Annotated in this window: 20 protein-coding genes; 12 read left to right on the top strand and 8 right to left on the bottom strand. The window is 66.9% G+C overall.

Translation table 11 applies throughout. From position 1 onward, the window contains the following. Positions 1-83 precede the first annotated feature (83 nt). Positions 84-2,516 carry a transketolase-like TK C-terminal-containing protein gene (locus D3877_RS23840; protein ID WP_119833601.1) on the bottom strand — a complete coding sequence of 811 codons (2,433 nt, stop codon included), beginning with the start codon at positions 2,514-2,516 and terminating at the stop codon, positions 84-86. A gap of 137 nt (positions 2,517-2,653) precedes the next feature. Between D3877_RS23840 and D3877_RS23835 the strand changes: the two genes are divergently transcribed. Then, positions 2,654-3,136 carry an Lrp/AsnC family transcriptional regulator gene (locus D3877_RS23835; RefSeq protein ID WP_119833305.1) on the top strand — a complete coding sequence of 161 codons (483 nt, stop codon included), beginning with the start codon at positions 2,654-2,656 and terminating at the stop codon, positions 3,134-3,136. Here the strand turns inward: D3877_RS23835 and gcvA are convergent. Then, complete coding sequence (gcvA, locus tag D3877_RS23830; RefSeq protein WP_119833304.1) at positions 3,084-4,022, bottom strand: transcriptional regulator GcvA; 939 nt, start codon at positions 4,020-4,022, stop codon at positions 3,084-3,086. The genes D3877_RS23835 and gcvA overlap by 53 nt on opposite strands. Positions 4,023-4,160: 138 nt before the next feature. Here gcvA and D3877_RS23825 point away from each other — a divergent pair, with 138 nt between their 5' ends. Both D3877_RS23825 and D3877_RS23820 read left to right on the top strand, forming a co-directional pair. Next, on the top strand, positions 4,161-4,913 hold the full coding sequence (locus tag D3877_RS23825; RefSeq protein WP_119833303.1) for a sulfite exporter TauE/SafE family protein: 753 nt from the start codon (positions 4,161-4,163) through the stop codon (positions 4,911-4,913). 659 nt (positions 4,914-5,572) lie between these two features. Then, positions 5,573-6,958 carry a replication initiation protein gene (locus tag D3877_RS23820; RefSeq protein ID WP_119833302.1) on the top strand — a complete coding sequence of 462 codons (1,386 nt, stop codon included), beginning with the start codon at positions 5,573-5,575 and terminating at the stop codon, positions 6,956-6,958. A 63-nt stretch (positions 6,959-7,021) separates the two neighbouring features. On the opposite strand, the gene D3877_RS23815 is transcribed toward D3877_RS23820, so the two are convergent. The 4 genes from D3877_RS23815 to D3877_RS23800 form a co-directional block, all read right to left on the bottom strand. Next, positions 7,022-7,789, bottom strand: coding sequence for a DNA repair protein RecN (locus D3877_RS23815; RefSeq protein WP_119833301.1), 768 nt, complete (start codon positions 7,787-7,789; stop codon positions 7,022-7,024). 147 nt (positions 7,790-7,936) lie between these two features. Then, positions 7,937-8,362, bottom strand: coding sequence for a DUF350 domain-containing protein (locus D3877_RS23810; RefSeq protein ID WP_119833300.1), 426 nt, complete (start codon positions 8,360-8,362; stop codon positions 7,937-7,939). 16 nt (positions 8,363-8,378) lie between these two features. Continuing rightward, the gene (locus D3877_RS23805; protein ID WP_119833299.1) at positions 8,379-10,157 is read right to left on the bottom strand and encodes a DUF2491 family protein; all 1,779 of its coding nucleotides are present in this window, start codon (positions 10,155-10,157) and stop codon (positions 8,379-8,381) included. Between the two features lie 217 nt (positions 10,158-10,374). Continuing rightward, positions 10,375-12,420, bottom strand: a complete 2,046-nt coding sequence (locus D3877_RS23800) for an NAD(+) synthase (protein ID WP_119833600.1) — start codon at positions 12,418-12,420, stop codon at positions 10,375-10,377. Positions 12,421-12,610: 190 nt separating this feature from the next. Between D3877_RS23800 and D3877_RS23795 the strand changes: the two genes are divergently transcribed. The 3 genes from D3877_RS23795 to mmsB all read left to right on the top strand — a co-directional run bounded on the left by D3877_RS23795 (position 12,611) and on the right by mmsB (position 16,418). After that, entirely contained in the window at positions 12,611-14,110 is a 1,500-nt protein-coding gene (locus D3877_RS23795) for a CoA-acylating methylmalonate-semialdehyde dehydrogenase (RefSeq protein ID WP_119833298.1), read from the top strand. An 83-nt stretch (positions 14,111-14,193) separates the two neighbouring features. Next, complete coding sequence (locus tag D3877_RS23790) at positions 14,194-15,339, top strand: acyl-CoA dehydrogenase family protein (RefSeq protein ID WP_119833297.1); 1,146 nt, start codon at positions 14,194-14,196, stop codon at positions 15,337-15,339. Positions 15,340-15,527: 188 nt separating this feature from the next. After that, positions 15,528-16,418 carry a 3-hydroxyisobutyrate dehydrogenase gene (gene mmsB, locus D3877_RS23785; protein ID WP_119833296.1) on the top strand — a complete coding sequence of 297 codons (891 nt, stop codon included), beginning with the start codon at positions 15,528-15,530 and terminating at the stop codon, positions 16,416-16,418. A 15-nt stretch (positions 16,419-16,433) separates the two neighbouring features. Here the strand turns inward: mmsB and D3877_RS23780 are convergent, their stop codons facing one another. Together D3877_RS23780 and D3877_RS23775 are read right to left on the bottom strand one after the other, a co-directional pair. Beyond that, on the bottom strand, positions 16,434-17,330 hold the full coding sequence (locus tag D3877_RS23780) for a LysR family transcriptional regulator (RefSeq protein ID WP_119833295.1): 897 nt from the start codon (positions 17,328-17,330) through the stop codon (positions 16,434-16,436). Positions 17,331-17,612: 282 nt separating this feature from the next. Beyond that, entirely contained in the window at positions 17,613-18,095 is a 483-nt protein-coding gene (locus D3877_RS23775) for an Lrp/AsnC family transcriptional regulator (protein WP_238475050.1), read from the bottom strand. 99 nt (positions 18,096-18,194) lie between these two features. Between D3877_RS23775 and rocF the strand changes: the two genes are divergently transcribed. From rocF to D3877_RS23745, 6 genes are all read left to right on the top strand, one after another. After that, complete coding sequence (rocF, locus tag D3877_RS23770) at positions 18,195-19,139, top strand: arginase (protein ID WP_238475049.1); 945 nt, start codon at positions 18,195-18,197, stop codon at positions 19,137-19,139. A gap of 3 nt (positions 19,140-19,142) precedes the next feature. Continuing rightward, entirely contained in the window at positions 19,143-20,204 is a 1,062-nt protein-coding gene (locus D3877_RS23765) for an ornithine cyclodeaminase (protein ID WP_119833293.1), read from the top strand. A 338-nt stretch (positions 20,205-20,542) separates the two neighbouring features. After that, positions 20,543-20,956 (top strand): DUF350 domain-containing protein, encoded by a 414-nt coding sequence (locus D3877_RS23760; protein ID WP_119833292.1) that lies wholly within the window; start codon positions 20,543-20,545, stop codon positions 20,954-20,956. A gap of 17 nt (positions 20,957-20,973) precedes the next feature. Beyond that, complete coding sequence (locus D3877_RS23755; protein WP_119833291.1) at positions 20,974-21,558, top strand: DUF1190 domain-containing protein; 585 nt, start codon at positions 20,974-20,976, stop codon at positions 21,556-21,558. A 4-nt stretch (positions 21,559-21,562) separates the two neighbouring features. Next, positions 21,563-22,771: a glutathionylspermidine synthase family protein gene (locus D3877_RS23750; protein ID WP_119833290.1), complete on the top strand. Its 1,209-nt coding sequence runs from the start codon at positions 21,563-21,565 to the stop codon at positions 22,769-22,771. A 115-nt stretch (positions 22,772-22,886) separates the two neighbouring features. Next, a complete protein-coding gene (locus tag D3877_RS23745) occupies positions 22,887-24,560 on the top strand; it encodes a caspase family protein (RefSeq protein WP_238475048.1) in 1,674 nt (557 codons plus the stop codon). Positions 24,561-24,562 lie beyond the last annotated feature (2 nt).

Raw genomic sequence — 24,562 nt, 5'->3', positions numbered from 1 at the left:
CGACGGAACACCGGGCATGCTCGCATTTTTGACCGGCGGGGTGAAGCGGAAGCTTGCCCCGCCCGGTCCTTGCAACAAATTCGTCACAAAGCCACAGCGCGCAGATGCCGCACCGGGCGGCCCGGCGACAGCGCTTCCGCCGACCGGGCGATGGCCTGGGCGTCGATGCCGAAATGGCGGTACAGATCGGCCAGTGTGCCGGTCTGGCCGAAATGCTCCACCCCCAACGCCCGCGTGCGATGCCCGGCGACCGAACCAAGCCAGCCCAGCGTCGCCGGGTGGCCGTCGGCCACCGTCACCAGGGCGCAATGGGGCGGCAGCCCGTCGAGCAGACGTTCGATGTGCGAACGGGCGTGGCTCAAGCCCCGCTCCCGCGCCCGCTGCGCCGCGCTCCAACCCGCGTGCAGACGGTCGGCGGAGGTGACGGCCAGCAAGCCGATGTCCCGCCGATCCTCCCCCAGAAGCCCGACCGCCTCGATGGCTTCGGGGGCGATGGCTCCGGTGTAGGCGATGACGACCTGGGCGTTCGGCCCCGGACGGCGCAGCCAATAGCCGCCATCGACGACGTCGCGCGCCAGCCCCTCGTCCATGGTCCGCGTCGGCTGCTCCAACGCGCGCGAGGACAGGCGCAGATAGACCGCCCCGCCGGTTTCGTCGCGCAGCCAATTGCGTTCGTCCGGCTCCGTTCCGTCCTTGCCGCCGTCGCGCTGCATGTAGTCGAAGGCCCAGCGCATCACCACCGCCAGCTCGTCGGCGAAGGCCGGTTCAAAATAGGCCAGGCCATCCTGCGCCATCCCCACCAGCGGGGTGGCGATGGATTGGTGCGCGCCGCCTTCCGGCGCCAACGTCACCCCCGACGGCGTCGCCACCAGCAGGAACCGCGCGTCCTGGTAACAGGCGTAGTTCAACTGATCGGCCCCGCGCATGATGAAGGGGTCGTAGACCGTGCCGATGGGCAACAGCCGCTCGCCAAACAACGAATGCGACAGGCCCAGCGCCGACAGCATGATGAACAGGTTGGACTCGGCGATGCCCAGCTCCATGTGCTGGCCCTTGGGCGAGAACTCCCAATTGTAGGTCGAGGGGATGCGTTCCTTCTTGAACACATCGGCCATCTCGCGCTTGGCGAACAGGCCGCGCCGGTTGACCCAGGCGCCGAGGTTGGTGGAGACGGTGACGTCGGGGGCGGTCGTCACGATCCGGTTGGCCAGTTCCGACCGCTCGCGCCCCACCTCGTTCAGAATCAGGCCGAAGGCGGCTTGTGTGGACAGGCTTTTCTGGCTGGGAACCGGCAGGGTCGCCGGAACCGGAACCGCCGCCGCGCTGTAGCGCCGCCGCCCTTTCTGGGCGAAGGGCACGCGCGCCAGAAAGGATTCGAGCGTCGCGTCCGGCAGATCCAGCCCCTCGAACGGCTCCCACTCCTGGCCGGGGCGGATGTTGCAGGCGGCGCGGAAACCGTCCATTTGGGCGGGCGTCAACAGGCCGGAATGATTGTCCTTGTGACCGGCCAGCGGCAGCCCCGCCCCCTTGATGGTGTAGGCGATGAAGCAGACCGGGCGGTCGTGCGTGCGGGCCGCGTGGAAGGCGTCGAGCAGGGAGGGCAGATCATGGCCGCCCAAATTGCCCATCAGCCGGGCCAACTCCGCGTCGTCGCGCCGCTCGATCAAGGCCGTCACCGGCCCCTGGTCGCCCAGATCATCCATCAGGCGCCGCCGCCACGCCGCGCCGCCCTGATAGGTCAGCGCCGAATAGAGCTGATTCGGGCAGGTGTCGATCCAGTCGCGCAGCCGCTCGCCGCCCGGTTCCTGGAACGCCGCCTGCATCAGCGCGCCGTATTTCAGGATCACCACGTCCCAGCCAAAGGCGCGGAAGATGTTCTCCAACCGCTCCCACAGCCCTTCGCGGATCACCGCGTCCAGGCTCTGGCGGTTGTAATCGACGATCCACCAGGTGTTGCGCAGGCCGTGTTTCCAGCCTTCCAACAACGCCTCGAAAATGTTGCCCTCGTCCATTTCGGCGTCGCCGACCAGCGACACCATGCGCCCTTCGGGCAGATCCGGGGCGAGATTTTTGGCCTTCAAATAATCCTGGGTCAGCGAAGCGAACAGCGTTTGCGCCACCCCCAGCCCGACCGAGCCGGTGGAGAAATCGACGTCGTCCACATCCTTGGTGCGCGACGGGTAGGATTGCGCGCCCTTGTAGCCCCGGAAATTCTCCAGCTTCGCGCGGGTCTGGTTGCCCAACAGATACTGGATGGCGTGGAAATTCGGGCTGGCGTGCGGCTTGACCGCCACCCGGTCCTCGGGCCGCAGCGCCGAGAAATAGAGCGCCGTCATGATCGCCGCCAGCGAGGCGGAGGACGCCTGATGCCCGCCGATCTTCAACCCGTCCTGGTTCGGGCGGATGTGGTTAGCGTTGTGGATGGTCCAGGAGGCGAGCCAGAGAACCTTGCGCTCCAGCTCCCGCAGACAGGCGAGGTCGGTGGCGGGAATCAGGGTCTCTGTCGTCGCGGCCATGGTTTTGCGCTCCACAAAAAGGCGGCTTATGATTGGTGAAGCCTATCATTTGTGGTCCGGCAGATGTTTGCGAAGTGGCGCGCGCGGCGGCGCTGTTTTAGCATTGGCGGTCGTTTCAACCGGAAAAACAGCAGCGGATGCCAAACCTTAAACTCGACCGCATCGACCGCAAGATCCTGGCCCTGTTGCAGGAGAATGGTCGTCAGCCCAACAACGAGTTGGCCGATCAGGTCGGCCTGTCGCCCTCCCCCTGCCTGCGCCGGGTCAAGGCGTTGGAGGAGGCGGGCGTCATCAGCCGCTATGTGGCGCTGGTCGATCCGGCGTCCGTCGATCTGCCGGTCAACATCTTCGTCAGCGTTGGTCTGGATCGGCAGATTGAGGAGCGCATCGACGCCTTCGAGGCCGCCGTGATGGAGCGGCCCGAGGTGCTGGAATGCTATCTGATGTCCGGCGACGCCGATTATCTGCTGCGCGTCGTCGTCCCGGATCTGGCGAGCTACGAGCGTTTTTTGAAAGAGCATCTGACACGGATTCCCGGCGTGGCTGGCATCCGCTCCAGCTTCGCGCTCAAACAGGTGCGCTACCGCACGGCGCTGCCGCTGGGGCATTTGCCGGGGTGACGCGCTCCCCCGCCGCCTCCCCCGCCGCGAGCGCGAACAACCAGTCGCGGAAAGCGGCGAAGCCCGCCGCCTCGCGGCGGGAGCCGCGATAGACCAGATACCACGCGTGTTGCATCGGCACCGCCAGCGGAAAGGGAACGGCCAGCCGCCCCGCCGCGATGTCGTCCATGATGTAGGGCTGCGGGGCCAAGGCCACCCCCACCCCGTCGATGGCCGCCTGCAAGGTCATGGCGTAGCTGCCAAAGGACAGGCCGTTGGTGTCGGGCGACCCGACCCCGGCGGCGTTCAACCAAAAGGGCCAATCATCGGGCCAATGGCTGACATGCAGCAGGGTGGCGCGGCGCAGATCCGCCGGGGCGCGCAGGCTTTGCGCCAGCGACGGAGCGCAGACCGGCTGCATGGTGGACGAAAACAGATGCTCGGCCTCATGGCCCGGCCAATGGCCGTCGCCCAACAAAACCGCGCAGGTCCATTCTTCGCTCATCGGTGCGCCGCCGCCGCCGGTGGCGATCCGCACCTCGATGTCCGGGTGGGCCATGTGAAAGCGCGACAGGCGGGGAATCAGCCAGCGGACGGCGAAGCTCGCCCCCAACCCGACGGTCAGCACCGGCCCGGAGCGCATCGCTGACACCTGATCGATCTTGCGGGCGACGCTGTCGAAGGCCTCGGTCAGCGTCGGGTGCAGCGCCCGCCCGCGTTCGGTCAGGGTCAAGGCGTTGGCCCGCCGTTCAAACAAGGGAAAGCCCATCCGCTCCTCCAACAGCTTGACCATCCGGCTGATGGCGGCTTGCGAGACGTGCAGTTCGCTGGCCGCCCCGGTGAAGCTGCCATGGCGGGCGGCGGCCTCAAACGCGCGCAGGCCGTTCAGCGAGGGCAGTTTCCGCATCGGCTATCCTTACTTGACCCCAATTTTTCCTGAGGCTGAGCATCGAACAATGCCGTTTGTTCGGCAAGCCTGTCCCGTGCGATGACTGGAACAGAAACGCTGATTCTGATCCATCCTTACGTCGTTTGAGGGGTTGCCATGCTGACGCTTCCACTGATGATGGGGCTTGGCCTCACCGTGCTTGTGACCTCGTTTTTGTCGGGCCTGTTCGGCATGGCGGGCGGCATGGTGCTGATGGGCCTGTTGCTCATCCTGCTGCCGGTGCCGTCGGTCATGCTGCTGCACGGAATCACGCAATTCACCTCGAACGGTTGGCGGGCGTGGCTGTGGCGCAAGCATGTGGAGTGGCGGATTGTCGGGCGCTTTTCCGGTGGAGCGGCGGTTGCGGGTGGGCTGTTCGCCCTGTTTGGCGCGATTCCAGACCGGGGGGTGTCGTTGTTGATTCTGGGTTTGACGCCCTTTCTGGCTTTGGCGGTTCCACAACGCTGGGCGCTGGACGTGCAAAAGCCCGCGCATGGCTGGTTGGCGGGCTTTTCCTGCATGGGGGTTCAGTTGGTCGCCGGGATTTCCGGCCCGTTGCTGGATGTTTTTTTCGTCCGCTCCGCCATGACTCGGCAAAGCGTGGTGGCGACCAAGGCGACGACCCAGGTGTTTGGCCACGCGATCAAGGTCGCTTACTTCGCTCCGATGGTGGCGGGATCGCCCGGTGAAACGGTGGAAAGCGTGGTGATCGTGCTGTCGATCGCCATGGCGTTGCTTGGAACGAACCTGTCGCGTCGGGTTCTGGACCGGATCAGCGATGTTCAGTTTCGCCGTTGGAGTCGCTATCTGGTGATGGGAACGGCCAGCGTCTATCTCAGCCAAGGGGTGTTTCTGCTGGCGTCTCATTGAGGGAATGGGTCGGGATCCTTACTCCTTGGGGGATGTTGGCGGCGTTTGGTTGATGTGAGTTTGAATCGCCCCCAAGGGGTAAGGATGAATCCGTTTCATTCCTTACCGCTCGGGGGCTTTCCATGTCTTGAAGGGCTTGATGGCGGGGTGTTGGCGACTCGGGAATTTGCGACGGACTCAATCCTTACCCCTTGGGGGCGAAATCGCGGTGTTTTGCGCCCCCAGGGAGTAAGGATTGTGGGAGGATCGGGATGGGATTGGTTTTCCAACGGGTTCCGCCGGGTGATTTCCCCCAAGGAGTAAGGGAAGAATCGCCCGATTCGCGGTCTGTGCGGCCAATCGGGCGCTTTTCCAGCCGCCCCTGACCCGTTTTGCGGCGCTGTTTGCGCCATGCGCTTTCACGGCCCGGAGTCTGTTCCAGTTCTAAAAGGATTCATGGCGCGAAAAGCCCAAGGGAATCCACGAGTCGGGGCGATTCTTCCTTACCCCTTGGGGGAATGGACCTTACGGCTTGGGGGCGGTTCCCCCACGCCCCAGGGCGTAAGGGTGTTTCCCCCAAGGGGTAAGGGTGCGGAGGATTTGCGCGGCCAACCCTTTCCTTACTTGTTTTTGGTGTAAGGATTGATCTAGCCTCCGGCGATTGCGGCGGAGGATGTCACATGGCGGGGACGGGACGCAGGAAGGCGCGCGGCGCGGTGGGGAGCGATGCTCCGCCGTCGGGCGACCTTGCCGTTCTTGGTCCCCAGGATCTGGTCGGCGGCGGCGCGATCATCGACGGGACGGTGGATGGCGGCCCGGCGTCCGCCGTCGCGCCGCCGCCGACCAGTTTGCCCGTCCCAAGTCTGGCGGTTCTGCCGTCCGAGGAGGCGCTGACGTCCGCCGGACTGACCGCGCGGGTGGCGAGCGCGACGTTCGAGCGGGACGGCTACAAGCATCTCATCAAGGCGGCGGAGGCGGTTTACAGCTATCCGGCGAATGGCGCGCGGCTGTCGCTTCCGGCGCAGAAGATGTTGAATTTCATGATCCATCTGGCGGGCAGCCAGAATTTCGCCAACAAGCTCTACCGGCTGCCCAAACGGGTGGTGCGCGGCAACCACAAGGGCAACGAGCGGATATTCGACGCGCTGAAGGAGATTTTCGACTCCAGCCTCGTCGTCATCGGCCCCTTTCGCGGGCGGCGGTCGCGCGCCGAACTGCGCATCCTCAGCAGCTACGTCCGGCCGGAGGAGGAGGAGGACAGCGACGCCGCCGACATCCATTTCCAATTCACCGACGCCTTTTTGGAGATCCAACGCTCCTCCCAGCTCTGGGCCAAGCTGTCCGGTCCGGCGATGGTCAAAGTCACCAGCACCTACGCGTTGAAGCTCTACGAGATCGGCATGCAGCGCTACCAGATGGATTTCCCCTCGCTGGAACTCGACATCGACACGCTGCGCAAGCTGCTGAACGTGCCGGAGGGCGCCTACAAGGATTTCGGCATCCTGCGCACCCGCACCATCGACCGCGCCATCGCCGAGGTGAACCAGCTCGCCCCCTTCCGGGTGACGATGCCCGACGACAAGATGAAGCGGAAGGGCCGCAAGGTGGAGGCGGTGACGCTCGATTTCCTCGCCAAGGACGAGGAGGAGGCCGCCGAAACCTATCTGGAGCGCGAACGCCACAGCGCCGGACGCCGCGCCCGCCGCATCGGCTCCGTCGATCAGGTGGCCCCCGTCGGCCCGGTGGAGACGGGGCTGGCCGATCTCGGCCCCCTGCCCGACGCCGACGACGTGAGCGCGCTGTGGGCGGCGGTGCTGCACGCCCTGAAGGGCAAGGTTCCCGCCCCGCTGCTGAGCGAACTGACGCCGGATCGGGTCGAGGACACGCCCCAGGGCGGGCGACGGCTGGTCCTGACCGTCCGCAAGGCGGCGGTGGCCGACACGGCGCGGATGAATCATTGGCCGACCTTCAAATCGGCCCTGTCGTCGTTGACCAGCGGCCTGATCGAAGACGTGACCTTCGAAGCGGCGGTCCGCCGGACGGCGAAAGCCGCCCCCAAGGCGTAAGGATCGCGCGCAAAAAAAGGGTGCTTGGGCGCGCGAACGCCCAAGCACCCCGTTTCTTTGACGTCAGCCCTTGGCCTTCAGCGCGGCCAGACGATCCGACAGGCTGGTCGCGGCGGGTTTGCCGGACGCGGCGGCCATGGCGGCGGCGATGTTGGGATCGTCCTTTTCCGGGGCGGTCGGGGTCAGCAGCTTGGCCTTGGCGTTGGCGGCCTCGGCCGACGCCAGATCCTTGGCGGCGCTGTCCTGCATCGCCTTCAGGGCGACGGTCAGGCCGCTGGTGGTGCTGGCGAGACCAGCGGCGCGGCGGGCGGCTTCGGCTTGACGCTCGGCCATGTCGCGCTGCTGTTCGGCGCGGCCCATGTCGCGCTGGGCGCGCACCAGCTCGGCGCGGGCCGATTTCAGCTTGGAACCGGCGTCGGCGTAGCTCTTTTCCAGCATTTCCAGGAATTGCAGGGCGTCCACCGCGTCCTTGGTTTCGCGTTCGATGTCGGGGGCCATTTCTTCCAGCATGGCGACGATGGTCTCCAGGCTCTTGCCCAGCGCCGCCTGACGGGCCGGATCGCTTTCGCCCTCCAACTGGCGTTGCAGATGCTCGGCGGCGGCCATGCGCTGGGCCGACAGCGTCTTGATCGCGTCGGCTTCGCGCTGCTCGCGGTCATAAACGGCGCGGGCCTCGGCGACCTGACGGCCCAGATCGTCCAGATGCTGCTCCATCGTCCGCAACTCCGCCTCGGTCGCGGATTTGGGATCCCAACGCACCAGCGCCTCCACGGCGCCCTGCACGGCCTGGTCAGTCTTTACGCCAAGAAGGTTGCGGATGAAGGAGAGCATGGGTCTTTTCCTGTCGAACGGGTTGGCGAACGGTTCATTGGGCGCGCCGTCATCAGCGCGTCCAGGCACATGTGGTGTGGGGTCATGGCGCTGTACAGACCCCCGCCCTTACCTCTTGGGGGCATTTTTCGCGCCCCCCGCGCCACATCACCCGGCCATGGCGGCGGCGTTGATGAGGGCGACGCCGATCTGGATGCCGACCAGCGCGGTGGCCGAGGCGACGTTGCCGCCCTCGATCTGGCCGCGCAGGTTGCGGATCAGCAGGGTGGCGACGGCGAAGGCGACCAGTTGCAGGATCACCGCCACCACGCCCCACAGGATGATGTCGAGGATGACCGTGCTGGTCGCCAGCGTCGCCGCCAGCGGAATGGCGAGCGCGATGATCGAGCCGCCCAGCGTCAGCCCGCCCGCCGGGTTGCCGTCGGCCACCAAGCGGGCTTCGTCAAACGGGGTGATGCGGGTGTAGACGGCCACCCCGGCGGCCAGCAGCGCCAGCGTCACGGCCATTTGCAGGAGCAGAACCGGCAGGCCGGCGCCAAGCGCGGAGAGGATCGAACCGAACAGATTTTCCATGGTGCCGCCACTCGACTCAGGACAGGGAAAGGGAAGTGGGGTTGACGTCGATTCCAGCGGCGATCTCGACCGAGGCCGCGCCGTTGCGTTCCACCACCGCCACCAGGATGTATTCCCGCTCCGGCGCGGGGGACGGCGCGCCGGTGGGCGCGCCATACAGCATGGCGTGGCTGGTCAGCGTTTCGGTTCCGCGCAGGGTCTGCAAGGATTCCGCCAGGATGAAGGGGGCGATCCGCGCCGATCCCGGCGACCAGACGCGGGGATAGAGCTTCCCGTCCTTGGTCTGGAACTCCGGCCAGCCGACCATCCCCTCCCGCTCGTCCAGCCAGAAGGACCATTCCTCCTCATTCGCCGGGGCGACGCTGTCGATGGGGGTGAAATAGCGGCATTCGTCGGGTTGCCCGTCGGGGCCGAGATGGATTTGGAAAAAGCCGCCGCCGGGCAGACGCAGCCGGTGCACCGTGGCGTTGCCCGACGTCACCGTTCCGACCCCGTCGATGGAGACCAGACGGTCGCCGCCGGTGTGGGGCGCTTGAACCTTGGTGACGCCCTCCGCCAGCAGGAAGGGGGCGGGGTCGATGGTGACGGCCATGCCCAGCCGGAACAGCGAGGGGCTGTAACGCTGGCCGGACAGCTTCTGATTCACGTAATTGCCGAGCGTTCCGAACAGGCGCACGTCGGAGCCTCCCTTGTTGGTGGTGGCGCTGGATGCGGCGGGTTGACCGGGTTTGGCGCCGTCCATCCGCCGACGGGCGCGCCACAGCAGGAACAGGACCGCGACGCCCAGCAGCAGGATGGACCACCAGACGACGCTGGACATGCCGGATGTCGCCGCCGCCTTGCCGTCGGCCCCGCCCGCGCTCGCCGCGTTGTCGCCGCCGCTGTCGGCGTGGGCAAGACTGAGCGGAACGTCGGGCGGCAGCCGTCCGGCCTCGCGCGGGGTTCCTTCCTGCGCCTTCAGGTTTTGGTCGAGTTGGGCCAGCTTGGCGCGCAGATCGGCGTTGTCCTTGGCCATGCGGTCGGCCTCGGCCCGCCATTCGCGGTAGCCGGGATCGTTGGCCTGATCGTGGAAGAAGGAGGCGTGGCTTGGCTTGGTCAGCGTGTCGAGCATGAACCACAGGAACAGCCCGTCCCAAACCCCGAACCGCCGGGGTGCCGCCACGCTGTAGGGCGGCGGCGTCCAGCCATAGGCGTTGTAGGGGTTCTGGTAAGGGGCCGGGGCCGGACGGGTGGAGGGCGTGCGGCTGGAACCGCCGCCCCATCCCCAGTTCCACGAGCCGCCGGAACTGTTGCTGGCCGCGCCGCTGTTGGCGGGGGCGGCGCTGGGCGGCGGGGCCTTCTTCGCCTCCTGCTGGGTCTTGTATCGGTTCAGCGCGTCGGCGGATCCCTGCTGGCTCAGGGCGCGGTCGCCCGCCGATTGCGGCGCGCTGGGCGCGGCGAGGCTGGGGCTGGCGCCGGGACGCGCGTAGCCGCCGCTCGACGCGCCGCCGCCGCTGGTCGAGGGCGTGCGCGGGGCCGACGGCTTGCTGTAGCCGCCGCTGCCGCTGGACGACCCACTGGATGAGGGGCCGCTGGTCGAAGGCGTGCGAACCGAGGAGGACGACGAACTGGATGGCCGCGAATAACCGCCCGACGACCGCGAGGAGGAGGATGAGCGCGCCCAGGCGTCCCCCGGCGTGGCGACCGCGACGCTGGCCGCAGCCGCGCCCAACAGCAGGGACGGCGGCGGCAGGCTGGCGGGGTTGAACGCCAGCAGCGCCGCCATGGCGAGCGCGCGCCAGCGACGCCCGATCATGCCGGTCCCCGCCGGGATTGAACCGCCCGGATGGTCGTTCGTTGAGAGGCCCACAGCGCCGTCATGCCCGCCCTTCGCTCCGCCCACCTGTCGGAATGTTGGGGCCACCATGCCAGAAGACCGCTCACATGGCGAGCGATTCGCCCGATTCTGTCAAACTTGTCATCGTTTTACGGTCATGAAACCGGCGACGGACCAGGGTTTCCCCCAAGGCCCTTCACTCCCCCGGAACCTCGCGCTCCAGCTCTTCCAGCCAGATCCGGGCGTTGCCGTCGGACGGCGCGCGCCAGTCGCCGCGCGGCGACAGGGAGCCGCCCGCCGACACCTTCGGCCCGTTCGGCATGGCCGAGCGTTTGAACTGGCTGAAGCCGAAGAAGCGGCGCAGGAACACGCGCAGCCAGTCGCGGATCTCCGCCGGGGAATAGCCGCGCCGCTTGTCCAGCGGGTAGCCGGTCGGCCAATCGCCCGCCGCCGCGTCGCCCCAGGCGTGGCGGGCGAGAAAGGCGATTTTCGACGGGCGGAAGCCGTGGCGCAGCACGTAATACAGGGTGAAATCCTGCAAATCATACGGCCCGACCACGGATTCGGAGCTTTGGATCGCCTGCCCGGCCTCCACCGGCACCAGTTCGGGCGAAATTTCCGTCTTCAGGATTGCGTCCAGCGTCTCCAACACCGGGTCGGGGAACTGACGCCCGCCGATCACCCAGCGGATCAAATGCTGAATCAGCGTCTTCGGCACCCCGGAATTGACGTTGTAGTGCGACATCTGATCGCCGACGCCGTAGGTGCACCAGCCCAAGGCCAGTTCCGACAGATCGCCGGTTCCCAGCACGATGCCGTTGTGGTGGTTGGCCAGCCGGAACAGGTAATCGGTGCGCAGCCCCGCCTGCACATTTTCAAAGGTCACGTCATAAACCGCCTCGCCGCGCGCGAAGGGGTGCTCCAAATCGGCCAGCATTTGGCGGGCGGCGGGGCGGATGTCCAGCTCCCGCCCGGTGACGCCCAGCGCGTCCATCAACCGGATGGCGTTGGTCTTGGTGCCGTCGCTGGTGCCGAAGCCCGGCATGGTGTAGGCGAGAATCCCGCTGCGCGGCAGCCCCAGCCGGTCCATGGCGCGGGCGGCGACGATCAAGGCGTGGGTGGAATCCAGCCCGCCCGACACGCCGATGACCAGCCGTTCGACCTTCGCCGCGCGCAGCCGCTGGACCAGCCCGGCGACCTGGATGTTGTAGGCCTCGTAGCAATCCTGCTCCAGCCGTTCGGCGTTGGCGGGGACGAAGGGGAAGCGCGGCACCACCCGGCGCAGGCCGACGTCGCCGCGCGGCGGCTCCAGCCGGAAGGCCACCCGGCGGAATCCGCCGGTCGCCGCCCCGTGCAGGCGGCGGTTGTCGTCGAAGCTGCCCTGGCGCAGCCGTTCCTGCCGCAGCAAATCCAGGTCGATGTCGGCGACCGCCATCTGGTCGCCGTCGGGAAAACGCTCGCTTTCCGCCAGAATTTCGCCGTTTTCAAAGATCGACGCCTGCCCGTCCCAGGCCAGATCTGTGGTCGATTCCCCCACCCCGGCGGAGGCGTAGAGATAGGCGGCCAGACAGCGCGCCGATTGCGATTGGCTGAGCAGCCGCCGGGTGTCGGCCTTGCCGATGGTGATGTTGCTGGCCGACAGGTTGGTGAGCACCGTGGCCCCGGCCAAGGCCGCCACGCCGCTGGGCGGCATCGCGACCCAAACGTCTTCGCAGATCTCGGCGTGGACGATCAGGCCGGGAACGTCCGTCGCCTCGAACAGCAGGTCGGGGCCGAAGGGCGCGGTCAGCGCGCCGACCCGGACGCTTCCCCCCGCCATCCCCTCGCCCGAGGCGAAATGGCGGCGTTCGTAGAATTCCCGGTAATTGGGCAGATGGATTTTCGGCACGACGCCCAGCAGCCGCCCGCGATGAATGGCGACCGCCGTGTTGTACAGCCGCCCCTCATGCAGCAGCGGCGCGCCGACCAGCAGCAGCGGCAGCAGATCCGCCGATTGGGCGACCAGACGCTCAATGGCCTGGACCACCGCGTCGATCAACGGATCCTGCATCAGCAGATCGTCGATGGCGTAGCCCGACACCGACAATTCGGGGAACAGGGCGACCGCCACCCCTTGATCGTGGCAGGCGCGCGCCGCCGCCAGGATCGCGTCGGCGTTCGCCTGCGGATCGGCGAGCGCGCAGCGCGTCGTGCAGGCGGCCACCCGCGCGAATCCATGCCGATAGATGGAGGTGAAGCTCATGACCCTGCCCCGACAATCCTGCCCTTGCGTCGCCGCCAGCATAGCAGGATTTTTTCCAGATCGGACAAAGCAGCTTTTCCGCGCCGCATCATGCGCATTCTTGCACAACCGATGCGCAAAGTTTCCTGTCGATACCCATATGCGCGATGGCGCACATGAAGGCCAACATCATCCGGGAGGAAAACCACAAATGACGACCGAACTCCATCACCTGATCGGCGGCAAGAAGGTCGCGGGCACGTCGGGCCGCTTCGCCGACGTCTTCTCGCCGATGACCGGCGAGGTGCGGGCCAAGGTTCCGCTCGCCAGCGTGGAGGAAATGCGCGCCGCCGTCGAAAACGCCAAGATCGCCCAGCGCGGTTGGGCCGCGCAGAACCCGCAAAAGCGCGCCCGCGTGCTGATGCGCTTCCTCGACCTTGTGCAGCGCGAGTATGATTCGCTGGCGCTGATGCTGTCGCTGGAGCATGGCAAGACCATCGTGGACGCCAAGGGCGACATCCAGCGCGGTCTTGAGGTGGTCGAGTTCGCTTGCGGCATCCCGCATCTGCTGAAGGGCGAATTCACCGACGGCGCCGGTCCCGGCATCGACATCTATTCGATGCGCCAGCCGCTGGGCGTCGTCGCGGGCATCACGCCCTTCAACTTCCCGGCGATGATCCCGATGTGGAAATTCGCCCCGGCCATCGCCTGCGGCAACGCCTTCATCCTCAAGCCGTCGGAGCGCACGCCGTCCGTGCCGATGCGTCTGGCCGAGTTGATGCTGGAAGCCGGTCTGCCCGAAGGCGTGCTGAACGTCGTCCATGGCGACAAGGTGGCGGTGGACGCCATCCTGGACGACCGCGACATCAAGGCGATCGGCTTCGTCGGCTCCACCCCGATCGCCGAATACATCTACACGCGCGGCACCGCCGCCGGTAAGCGCGTCCAGTGCTTTGGCGGGGCGAAGAACCACGCCCTCATCATGCCGGACGCCGATCTCGATCAAGCGACCGACGCGCTGATCGGCGCCGGCTTTGGCGCGGCGGGCGAACGCTGCATGGCGATTTCGGTGGTGGTCCCCGTGGGCCGCAAGACCGCCGATGCCCTGATGGAGCGTCTGGTCCCCCGCGTGGAAGCGCTGAAGATCGGCCCGTCCACCGACAGCGCCGCCGATTTCGGCCCGCTGGTGACGCGCGAGCATCTGGCCAAGGTCAAATCCTACGTCGATCTCGGCGTGCAGGAGGGCGCGACCCTGGCGGTCGATGGCCGCGACTTCAAGATGCAGGGTTACGAGAACGGCTATTACATGGGCGGCTGCCTGTTCGACCATGTGAAGCCGGAAATGCGCATCTACAAGGAAGAGATCTTCGGCCCGGTGCTGTCGGTCGTCCGCGCGGATTCCTATGAGGAGGCGCTGAGCCTGCCGAACGAGCATGAGTATGGCAACGGCGTGGCGATCTTCACCCGCGACGGCGACGCCGCCCGCGATTTCGCCGCCCGCGTCGATGTCGGCATGGTCGGCATCAACGTGCCGATCCCGGTTCCGCTCGCCTACTACACCTTCGGCGGTTGGAAGCGGTCGGGCTTTGGCGATCTGAACCAGCACGGCCCGGATTCGGTGCGCTTCTACACCAAGACCAAGACCGTCACCTCGCGCTGGCCCTCGGGCATCAAGGAAGGCGCCAGCTTCGCCATCCCGACGATGGATTGATCCGTTCGGGCGAACGTCTGCGATGATGGAACGGGCGGTCGGATCAAACCTGACCGCCCGAACCGATGAGGTGAGGTGCACCGATGTCCTTTGAACTGTCCGAAGACCAGCGCGCCATCCGCGACATGGCGCTGTCCTTCGCCCGCGACGAATTGGCCCCGAACGCCGTCGAATGGGACCAGAAAAAGCATTTCCCGGTCGATAAACTCCGCGCGGCGGGCGAACTCGGCATGGGCGGCATCTATGTGTCGGACGAGTATGGCGGGTCGGCCCTGTCGCGTTTCGACGCCGTGGTGATTTTCGAGGCGCTGAGCCAGGGTTGCCCGACCATCGCGTCCTACATCTCCATCCACAACATGGTGGCGGGGATGATCGACGCCTTCGGCTCGCCGGAGCAGAAGGCGCATTGGCTGCCCAACCTGTCGCGCATGGAGTGGCTCGCCAGCTATTGTTTGACCGAGGCCAACGCCGGATCCGACGCGGCGGCGCTGCGCACGCGGGCCGCGCGCGACGGCGACGATTATGTGCTGAACGGGGCCAAGCAGTTCATTTCCGGGGCGGGAAGCTCCGACCTGTATCTGGTCATGGCCCGCACGGGCGAGGACGGCCCCGGCGGCATCAGCGCCTTTTTGATTCCCAAGGACGCGCCCGGCCTGTCCTTTGGCGCGAACGAGCACAAAATGGGCTGGAACGCCCAGCCGACCCGCGCGGTGATCCTGGAGGATGTCCGCGTCCCCGTCTCCGCCCGCTTGGGCGAGGAGGGCATGGGTTTCAAATTCGCCATGAAGGGTTTGGACGGCGGGCGCATCAACATCGCCGCCTGCTCCATTGGCGGGGCGCAGGCCGCTTTGGATGCGGCGCTCAAATACATGGGCGAACGCAAGGCGTTCGGCCAGACCATCGACCGTTTCCAGGCCCTGCAATTCCGCATCGCCGACATGGCGACGGAGCTGGAGGCCGCGCGCACCTTCGTCCACCGCGCCGCGTCCGCCCTTGACGCCAAAAGCCCGGACGCCACCCGGCTGTGCGCGATGGCCAAGCGTTTTGGCACCGACACCGGGTTTGAGGTCGCCAACAACGCCCTGCAACTGTTCGGCGGTTACGGCTATCTGTCCGACTATGGCGTGGAAAAGATCGTCCGCGATCTGCGCGTGCACCAGATCCTGGAAGGCACCAACGAGATCATGCGCCTGATCGTCGCGCGCAGCGAAATCGCCCGGATGGCCTGAAATCTCCCTCTCCCGCTTCGGGAGAGGGAAGGGGCCCATGCGCAGCATGGGAAGGGTGAGGGGTTCACCACGACGTCAGCCTTTGATCCTTGGCTTCCCCCTCACCCAGCGCCTGCGGCGCCACCCTCTCCCGAAACGGGAGAGGGAGACAGAACCAAATCAAACCAAACGCAACGGGAGAAACGACCATGGCTGTCATCGGGTTTATCGGGTTGGGCAACATGGGCGGGCCGATGGCGGCCAATCTGGTCAAGGCCGGGCACAGCGTCCACGGTTTCGACCTGTCCCCGGCGGCCATCGACGCCGCCAAGGCGGCGGGCGTGACCATCGGCGACTCGCCGGTCGCCGTGGCGCGCGAGGCCGAAATCGTCATCACCATGCTGCCCAGCGGCAAGCATGTGCTGAGCGTCTATGACGGGGCCGAGGGCATTGTCGCGGCGGTGAAGCCGGGAACCCTGCTGATCGACAGCTCGACCATCGACGTGGATTCCGCCCGCAAGGCCCACGCGCTGGCGACCGCGCGCGGCGCGGTGGCGGTGGACGCGCCGGTGTCGGGCGGCGTCGGCGGCGCGGCGGCGGGAACCTTGACCTTCATGGTCGGCGGCGAAGCGGCGGCCTTTGACGCCGCCCGCCCGATCCTGGAGGCGATGGGCAAGAAGATCGTTCCTTGCGGCGGGGCCGGGGCCGGTCAGGCCGCCAAGATCTGCAACAACATGATCCTCGGCATTTCGATGATCGGCGTGTGCGAGGCCTTCGTGCTGGCGGAAAAGCTGGGGCTGTCGCACCAGTCGCTGTACGACGTGGCGTCCACCGCGTCGGGTCAATGCTGGTCGCTGACCAGCTATTGCCCAGTCCCCGGCCCGGTGCCGACCAGCCCGGCCAACCGCGATTACCAACCGGGCTTCGCCGCCGCGCTGATGCTGAAGGATCTGAAGCTGGCGCAGGAAGCCTCGCAAAGCGCCGGCGCCCCGACGCCGCTCGGCGCCGCCGCGACCCAGCTTTACGCCATGATGGCGGCGGCGGGCGAAGGCGGAACCGACTTTTCCGGCATCATCCGCATGCTGCGCGGCGAGGGGTGAGCCAAATCATCGGCGTTACGGCGGCAGGAACAGACCCTGTTCCCGCCGCACCGCGTCGGCGATGAAATCGGCGGTCATGGCGATGCGGGCGAGCGACCGCATGTCCTCATGCACGATCAGCCAGAAAGACCGGGTGATCGACACCTGTTCGGGCAGGACGGGGCGCAAGCTCGCCTCGGCCCGCGCGATGAAGGCGGGCAGCATGCACAGGCCCGCCCCGGCCACCGTGGCGTTGACCTGCGCCACCAGACTGCTGCTTTTGATGCGCGGGGCGATGTCGCCGATGGCTTGGACGTAATCCAGTTCGGGCGCGAAAATCAGATCGTCGATGTAGCTGATGAAGGAATGACCCGCCAGATCCGCCCGGTCGGCGATGGCCGGATGGGAATCGAGATACCCCGCCGAGGCGTAAAGGCCCAGCCGGTAATCGGTCAGCTTGCGGGCGTAAAGCCGCCCTTCCTGCGGGCAGGACAGGCTGATGGCGATGTCGGCCTCCCGCTTGGACAGGCTGAAGACGCGCGGCATGGCGACAAGCTGCACCTCCAGATCCGGGTGCCGCTGGCAAAGCGCGCCGATGCGCGGGGCGAGGAAGCAACTGCCGAACCCGTCGGGCGCGCCGATGCGCACGGCGCCGGACAGCGACAGGTCGCCGTCGGCCACCATGCTTTGGGCGAGAAAGGCGGCGCTTTCCATCGCCTCGGCGGTTTGTTTCAGCCGTTCGCCCTGGGCGGTCAGGGTCAGGCCGCTGGGCCGCCGTTCAAACAGGGTGACGCGCAACGCCTCTTCCAGCGCGCTGACCCGGCGGCTGACCGTGGTGTGGTCGGCCCGCAACCGCTGGGCCGCCGTGGTCAAGGTCCCGGCGCGGGCGACGGCGAGGAAATAGCGCAGATCGTTCCAGTTGAAATCTGACATGTCCGGCGGCGACGCGATTCCTGAATGTTGGCCCTGCCGCGATGGCGGGCCGCACTGTCCCACCAACCCGCCCGCCTGACAAGTGCGGCGCATCGCAGCGGCTTGGGGGGCGACACGCTTCGCCGCCCTCTCCCTCTGGGAGAGGGAAGGGACCCATGCGCAGCATGGGAAGGGTGAGGGGGCGACAAGGAACATGGTGGTTCGCGTCTCTTGGATCACCCCTCACCCTCCCCGCCTTCGGCGGGTCCCCTCCCTCTCCCGAGGCGGGAGAGGGCCAGCCAGTTACCCCCCCATGGTGGATTTGCGGGCGGACAGCAGGATGCTGGTTTCGGTGGAGGCGATGCCGGGGATTTGCCGCATGCGGCGCAGGGTGTCGTCGAAGCCTTCCAGCGTGTCGGTTTCGATCTCCGCGATGATGTCCCAGCGCCCGTTGGTGGTGTAGAGCGTCCGCACCTCTGGGAAGCCGTTCAGCCGCGCCACCACATTTTCCGCCGCGCGGCCTTCCACCTCGATCATCGTGATGGCGCGCAGCGCCTGGCCTTGCGCGCCGGACCGCACGGTGACGGTGAAGCCCAGAATGACATGCTCCTCCACCAGCCGGTCGATGCGGGCGCGCACGGTGGCGCGCGACACGGCCAACTCGTCGGCGAGGCTGGCGACGGAGCGGCGGGAATCCGCGCGCAGCAGCGACAGCAGGCGGTAATCAAGATCGTCCATGCCAATCTGATAAGTCAGTCTTCTCAGAATGTCAAAAAGCCTGCTCATTTTTTGCAGTTTCCCGGCTTTTTATCGCCTCCTTCGCCCGCGATACTGTGGGTCAGGCCAATCAAGCGCCCAGCCCTGCGGCGCGGAGGAGAGACGAGGATGACCATGCCGGACGACGCGACGCGCCCCCCGATCCAGCTTCTTGGCGTCCCGGTGGATGTCGGGGCCGGGCAGAAGGGCGCCTCCATGGGACCGGCGGCTCTGCGCATGGTCGGCCTGCTGGAAACGCTGGAGGAGTTGGGCTTCGCCGTGCGCGATCTGGGCGATCTGACGCCCAAGCCGTCGCCCGAGGGAACCGATCCGAAAGACCGCCGCGCCCAGATCACCGGCTGGTGCCACGCGCTGGCCGAACGCTCCTACGGCATGATGCGGGACGGCGCGTTTCCGATCTTTTTGGGCGGCGACCACAGCCTGTCCATCGGCTCGGTTTCCGGCGTCGCCCGCCATTGCAACGAGACGGGGCGTCCGCTGTTCGTGCTGTGGCTGGACGCGCATGGCGATTTCAACACGCCGACCACCTCGCCGTCGGGCAACATCCACGGCATGCCCGCCGCCTTTTTGTGCGGGGAGGAGGGGTTTGACGGCATCGTGCCGGACGCCTTCCGCGCGCCGGTCGATCCGACGCGGGTCCATCTGTTCGGCATCCGCTCGCTCGACCATGGCGAACGGGTGTTGTTGCGGGCGCGCGGCGTGGACGTCGCCGACATGCGGCTGATCGACGAGTATGGCGTGGCCGCCCTGCTGCGCCGGATCATCGAGAAGGTCCAGGCGGTCAACGGTCATCTGCACGTCAGCCTGGACATTGATTTCCTCGACCCGTCCTTTGCGCCCGCCGTCGGCACCGCCGTGCCGGGCGGGGCGACCTACCGCGAGGCGCATCTCATCATGGAGATGCTGCACGATGCGGGCGTCGTCGGTTCGCTGGACATCGTCGAGCTGAACCCCATCCTCGACGAGCGGGGCAAGAGCGCCCACGCGCTGGTCGATCTCGTGGCGAGCCTGCTGGGCCGCCGCATCCTGGACTGTCCGGCGCGGAGCCTCTGAATCATGATCCCCAATCTGAACATCGTTCCCTTCGTCAGCGTCGATCACATGATGAAGCTGGTGCTGAAGATCGGCGTCGAACGCTTTCTGACCGAACTGGCGGCCTGCATCGAAGAGGATTTCCGCCGCTGGCACGCCTTTGACAAGACCCCGCGCGTCGCCTCCCACAGCGCCGACGGCGTGATCGAGCTGATGCCGACCAGCGACAGCCGCAATTACGGCTTCAAATACGTCAACGGCCACCCGAAAAACACCCGCGAGGGCCGCCAGACCGTCACCGCCTTTGGCGTGCTGTCGGACGTCGCCACCGGCTATCCGGTGCTGATGACGGAAATGACGATCCTGACGGCGCTGCGCACGGCGGCGACCTCGGCGGTGGCGGCCAAGCCGCTGGCCCCGCGCGGGGCGACCTGCATGGCGATCATCGGCAACGGCGCGCAATCGGAATTCCAGGCCTTGGCCTTCAAGGCGTTGCTGGGGATCCGCGAGTTGCGCCTCTACGACATCGACCCCGACGCCACGGCGAAATGCGCCCGCAATCTGGCCGGGATGGGCTTTTCCATCACCACCTGCCGCAGCGCGCAAGAGGCGGTGGAGGGCGCGCACATCATCACCACGGTGACGGCGGACAAGCAATACGCCACCATCCTGACCGACAACATGGTCGGGGCCGGGGTCCACATCAACGCGGTCGGCGGCGATTGCCCCGGCAAGACGGAGCTGCACCGCGACATCCTGCTGCGCTCCGACATCTTCGTGGAATACCCGCCGCAAACCCGGATCGAGGGCGAAATCCAGCAATTGCCCGCCGATTACCCGGTGACGGAGCTGTGGCAGGTGCTGACCGGCGCGGCGGAGGGGCGGCGCGACGCCCGCCAGATCACCCTGTTCGATTCGGTTGGCTTCGCGACGGAGGATTTCTCCGCCCTGCGCTACGTCCGCGACCAGATCGTCGGCACCGGCCTGTATCAGGAACTGGACATGCTGGCCGACCCCGACGAACCACGCGACCTGTTCGGCATGCTGCTGCGCGCGGCGTCCCCGCCGGGGGCGGTCGCGGCTTAAAGCCTCGTCACACCCTTTGGCGACGTTCCGCCCCCTCCCCGGCCCTCCCCCGCTGACGCGGGAGAGGGGGCCTGGAGCCTTGTCGGCGCGCGGCGGAGTTCCCTCTCCCGCGTCAGCGGGGGAGGGTTAGGGAGGGGGCAAGGCCCCGCCGAATGGGCGACAGGCCGTTTGAACTCTCAGCGCGCTCGGGCTTCGCCGATTTTGCGGGGGCGGGGCGTGTTGTTTTGGCATTTTCCGCATCTGGAGGTGGCTTGACAGCCGCCAATTCAGTCAGCTCTTGCCGAACGCCAGCGACCAATGCAACTCTGCGGGTGGACAACAGCACGTCGGACAGACGCATGACGCCGATTCTTCAGTCTTTGACAACCCTTCCATCCTATCTGCTCTTCGTGGCGGTGATGCTGGGGTTCCTGTTGCTGTTCATCGTGGCCTACACCGCCGTCACGCCGTATCGCGATCTGGCCCTGGTCCGCCAGGGCAATATGACGGCGGCGCTCACCCTGGGCGGCGCCATGATCGGTTTCGCCCTGCCGTTGATGAGCGTCGCGTCCCACACCAGCAGCGTCGTCGATCTGACGGTCTGGGGCGTGATCGCGCTGGTTTCACAGCTCCTGGCCTACGCCATCGGCTCACGGATTCTGTTGCCGGATTTCCGCGCGGGCGTCGAATCCGACCGCACCGCCTATGGCGTTCTTCTCGGCAGCCTGTCGATCGCCGTCGGGCTGCTGAACTATGGCTCGCTGACCTACTGAGTCCGAAAGGGATTCCGATGAAGCGCTCGCGCGCCGTGGCGGCTTTGCTGCTGGGCGGGGTCAGCCCGATCATGGTCGCTTGCTGCGATGACAGCCCAGAAACCGCGACCGTCTATCCCTCCGTCGAAGCCTGCGCCGCCGAGATGGCGGCGAAGGACTGCGCGGCGGCCTTCGCCACGGCGAGCAAGAAGCACAACGCCAAGGCTCCCCGCTTCGCCAGTCAGGAGGCTTGCGAGGCCGAAATGGGCGATTTGGCCTGCGTCTCGGCCAACGAAAGCCGGGAAAGCAGCGTGAGTCATGGTTTCGTCCCGGCGCTCGTCGGCTTTATGATCGGCCGCAGCCTGACGGGCATCCACCCGCAGCCGGTCTATTTCGACCGCCAGGGCTACGCCCGCAGCGGCAACGCCCAGATCGGGCGCGCGCCGGTCCCGCCGCCCCGCCAAGACGAGGCGGAATCGGGATTGGGCCAGGCTTCCTCAGGTTCCGGTTCCTACTACCAGCGCGACCAGTCCAACGCGGGCAAGGCCCTCACGGTTACGATGGCCGGGCGCAACGCCGGATTCGGCGCGACCGGCTCGTCGCGCTGTTCCTCGGGAGGCTGACGCCATGGACCGCGTCCAAACGTCCCCCCGCCCGGATTGGCAGGCCCAGCTTGATGAGATCGGCTTTCCATTCCATACGGACGCAGACGGCACGCCCTATTGGGATGAACGCGCCCATTGGCGCTTTTCCCTTGCCGAGATCGAAACGCTTGAGGCCGCCGCCGAGGAGGTCTACCGCCTGTGCGAGGAGGCCGTCGGCCATGTCGTGGAGCGGGGGCTTTACGAGGCCGTCGGCATCCCTGACTGGGCCGCCCCGGCCATCGAGGCGAGCTGGGCCGAACGCGACACGCGGGACATGGCGCTTTACGCGCGTTTTGACTTCGCCTGGAACGGCAAGGATGGGCCGCCGCGAGCGCTGGAGTTGAACGCCGAAACGCCGACCGCGCTCTACGAAACGGCGGTCGTGCAATGGTGCTGGCTTCAGGACGTCCACCCGGAGGCCGACCAGTTCAACAGCTTGGAAGAGGCGCTGGTTGAGCGTTGGCGGGCGCGGGCGCGGGCCTTTCCCGGCCTCGCGTCGCACGAGGAGGCGGTTCATTTCGCCTGCTTGACGCCGCACCCGGAAGACGAGGCGACCATCGCCTATCTCCAGACGCTGGCGCTGCGGGGGGGCATGACCACCAAGGCGATGCCCATCCAGGCGATCCGTTACGACGACGCTTCTGGGTATTTTCTGGACGATTCCGGCCTGCCGATTCGGCACCTGATGAAGCTGTACCCTTGGGATTGGATGATCCGGGAGGCGACAGGCCGTGAATTGCTGGCCGCCGCCGAACAGGGCCGGATTCGGATGATTGAACCGGCCTGGAAGATGGTGATGGCGTCGAAGGGGCTGTTCGCCCTGCTGTGGGAGTTGAACCCCGGCCATCCGAATCTGCTGCCCACCGCGCTCGACCGCGCACGTTTTCCAGCGGGCGGCACGGTGGTGGCCAAGCCGCTGCTCGGTCGCGAGGGCTGCAACGTCAGCATCGCCACCCTGGACGCCGCAGGCTTTCCGGTCGAACAGCCAATCGCCCAAACGGGCGGGCCTTATGGTGAGGATGGCTGGGTGTATCAAGCCTTCACGCCCTTGGCGGAAGCGGATGGCAATTACGCCGTCTTCGGCGTCTGGATGGCTGGCGGCACGCCTTGCGGGTTGGGCGTCCGCGAGGACCACAGCCTTATCACCGGCGACATGAGCCGTTTCGTCCCTCATCGAATCGCTCGTGGCTGACCGCTGTGGATCACCATGCCCCCCGCATACGCGGGGCTGTGATTTTGTCCAGCCATAAGCCCATGGAATTTGGCAGTATGGCGGCGGGGCCGTCTGATTCAGGGAAAACGTGACCGTGGGAACATTGAAACGGGTCGCCGCGCTGCTGCTGCCGTTGCTGGCGCTGGTCGCCGCCCCCGCCTGGGCCGAGGGGCGGCGGGTCGCCCTGGTGTTGGGGAACAGCGCCTACCAGCACGCGCCCCCTCTGCCCAACCCGGTCAACGACGCGCGGGTGATCGGCGAGACGCTGGCCAAGGCGGGGTTTGAGTTGATTGGCGGGTCGGCCCAACTCGACCTGGACAAGACGGGGACGGAGCAGGCGATCCGCAAATTCGGCGCGCGGCTGGCCGGGGCCGACGTCGGGCTGTTCTATTACGCCGGGCATGGCGTGCAGGTGCGCGGCAGCAATTTTCTGCTGCCGGTGACGGCCAACCTGACCAAAGAGGCCGACGTCCGTTATGAGTTGATCGACGTCAGCGTCGTGCTGGACGAGATGACCCTGGCCGAAAGCCGGTTGAACATCATCATTCTGGACGCCTGCCGCAACAACCCGTTCGGCGGGCGCGGGCTGCGGTCGGTGTCGTCGGGTTTGGCGCAGATGCAGGCCCCCGCCGGAACGATCATCGCCTACGCCACCCAGCCGGGCGCGGTCGCCGCCGATGGCGAGGGGGCCAACAGCCCTTACACGGAGGCTCTGGCCAAGGCGGTGTCGAAGCCCGGCGACACCGTGTTCGACGTGTTCAACGACGTCGGCGTGACGGTGAAGCGCAACACCGGCGGCGCGCAACAGCCCTGGGTGTCGGCCTCCCCCATCGAAGGGCGCTTTTACTTTCTGGGGCCGACCACGGTGGTGACGCCGCCGCCCGCCGCCGCCGCGCCCGTTTCGACGGACAAGGAGATGGCCTTTTGGGACAGCGTGAAGAGCAGCGCCAATCCCCGCATGTTCGAGGCCTATCTCCGCCAATTCCCGCAAGGCACCTTCGCCGCCATCGCCGAGGCCAAGATCGCCGAATTGAACAGCCCGGCGGCGGTGGCGCGGGTCGCCGCCGTTCCCTCCATTCCCGCCGCCCCGCCTTCCCCCTCTTCGGCGTCGCCCGCGCCGCCGCCCGCCGCGCCGGTGGAGCTGTCCACGCCCGCGCCGCCTCCCGCCCCTCCCCCGCCGGTGGTCGCCGCGCTGGCCGCGCCCCCTCCTCCGGCTCCGGTGCGGCGTTTGGACGTGTCGGCCATCCCCTATCTGCCCGCCAAGGCGCGCGACGCGCTGGCGCGCTACCCGGATTTGCCGAGTCCAAAGGCCATCGCGATTTCCCAGCGCGGCAACTACGCTTATTTCACCAACAAGACCAACGCCCGCAGCGAGGAGGACGTGAAGCGCAGCGCCCTGCAATATTGCCAGTTCAACGCGGAAGAACCCTGCGCCCTCTACGCCGTCGGCGACGCCGTGGTGTTCGATCCGAAAATCGGCTTCAAGGCCACCCCGGTGGCGATTCCCGGCAGCGGGCGTTTCGATCCTGAACTGGTGCCCTTCGTCTCCGACCGCACGCGCGAGGTGTCGATGACGAATTACCAGCGCAACCCCGACCACAAGGCCATCGCCCTGACCCCCAGCGGCGTCTGGGCCGCCGTCTGGGGCCGGGCGTCCGACGACGAGGCGCGCGAGGCGGCGCTGGAGCAGTGCCAGCAGCGCAGCGAGAAAATGGAGTGCTACCTCTACGCGGTCAACGGCCAAGTCGTGTTTGACGAGGAGCGCTGAGC

This window comes from Azospirillum cavernae (assembly GCF_003590795.1).
GTDB classification, from domain to species: domain Bacteria; phylum Pseudomonadota; class Alphaproteobacteria; order Azospirillales; family Azospirillaceae; genus Azospirillum; species Azospirillum cavernae.
This window is presented reverse-complemented; position numbering and strand designations above follow the sequence as displayed.

Excerpts from the sequence above, each read along its gene's own strand:
- D3877_RS23825 (WP_119833303.1), top strand. The coding sequence starts at position 4,161 with ATGCTGACGCTTCCACTGATGATGGGGCTTGGCCTCACCGTGCTTGTG.
- D3877_RS23800 (WP_119833600.1), bottom strand. The coding sequence starts at position 12,420 with ATGAGCTTCACCTCCATCTATCGGCATGGATTCGCGCGGGTGGCCGCC.
- D3877_RS23810 (WP_119833300.1), bottom strand. The coding sequence starts at position 8,362 with ATGGAAAATCTGTTCGGTTCGATCCTCTCCGCGCTTGGCGCCGGCCTG.
- D3877_RS23795 (WP_119833298.1), top strand. The coding sequence starts at position 12,611 with ATGACGACCGAACTCCATCACCTGATCGGCGGCAAGAAGGTCGCGGGC.
- D3877_RS23840 (WP_119833601.1), bottom strand. The coding sequence starts at position 2,516 with ATGGCCGCGACGACAGAGACCCTGATTCCCGCCACCGACCTCGCCTGT.
- D3877_RS23815 (WP_119833301.1), bottom strand. The coding sequence starts at position 7,789 with ATGCTCTCCTTCATCCGCAACCTTCTTGGCGTAAAGACTGACCAGGCC.
- D3877_RS23835 (WP_119833305.1), top strand. The coding sequence starts at position 2,654 with ATGCCAAACCTTAAACTCGACCGCATCGACCGCAAGATCCTGGCCCTG.
- D3877_RS23780 (WP_119833295.1), bottom strand. The coding sequence starts at position 17,330 with ATGTCAGATTTCAACTGGAACGATCTGCGCTATTTCCTCGCCGTCGCC.
- D3877_RS23805 (WP_119833299.1), bottom strand. The coding sequence starts at position 10,157 with ATGATCGGGCGTCGCTGGCGCGCGCTCGCCATGGCGGCGCTGCTGGCG.
- D3877_RS23775 (WP_238475050.1), bottom strand. The coding sequence starts at position 18,095 with ATGAGCAGGCTTTTTGACATTCTGAGAAGACTGACTTATCAGATTGGC.
- D3877_RS23765 (WP_119833293.1), top strand. The coding sequence starts at position 19,143 with ATGATCCCCAATCTGAACATCGTTCCCTTCGTCAGCGTCGATCACATG.
- gcvA (WP_119833304.1), bottom strand. The coding sequence starts at position 4,022 with ATGCGGAAACTGCCCTCGCTGAACGGCCTGCGCGCGTTTGAGGCCGCC.
- D3877_RS23760 (WP_119833292.1), top strand. The coding sequence starts at position 20,543 with ATGACGCCGATTCTTCAGTCTTTGACAACCCTTCCATCCTATCTGCTC.
- rocF (WP_238475049.1), top strand. The coding sequence starts at position 18,195 with ATGACCATGCCGGACGACGCGACGCGCCCCCCGATCCAGCTTCTTGGC.
- mmsB (WP_119833296.1), top strand. The coding sequence starts at position 15,528 with ATGGCTGTCATCGGGTTTATCGGGTTGGGCAACATGGGCGGGCCGATG.
- D3877_RS23790 (WP_119833297.1), top strand. The coding sequence starts at position 14,194 with ATGTCCTTTGAACTGTCCGAAGACCAGCGCGCCATCCGCGACATGGCG.
- D3877_RS23820 (WP_119833302.1), top strand. The coding sequence starts at position 5,573 with ATGGCGGGGACGGGACGCAGGAAGGCGCGCGGCGCGGTGGGGAGCGAT.
- D3877_RS23755 (WP_119833291.1), top strand. The coding sequence starts at position 20,974 with ATGAAGCGCTCGCGCGCCGTGGCGGCTTTGCTGCTGGGCGGGGTCAGC.
- D3877_RS23750 (WP_119833290.1), top strand. The coding sequence starts at position 21,563 with ATGGACCGCGTCCAAACGTCCCCCCGCCCGGATTGGCAGGCCCAGCTT.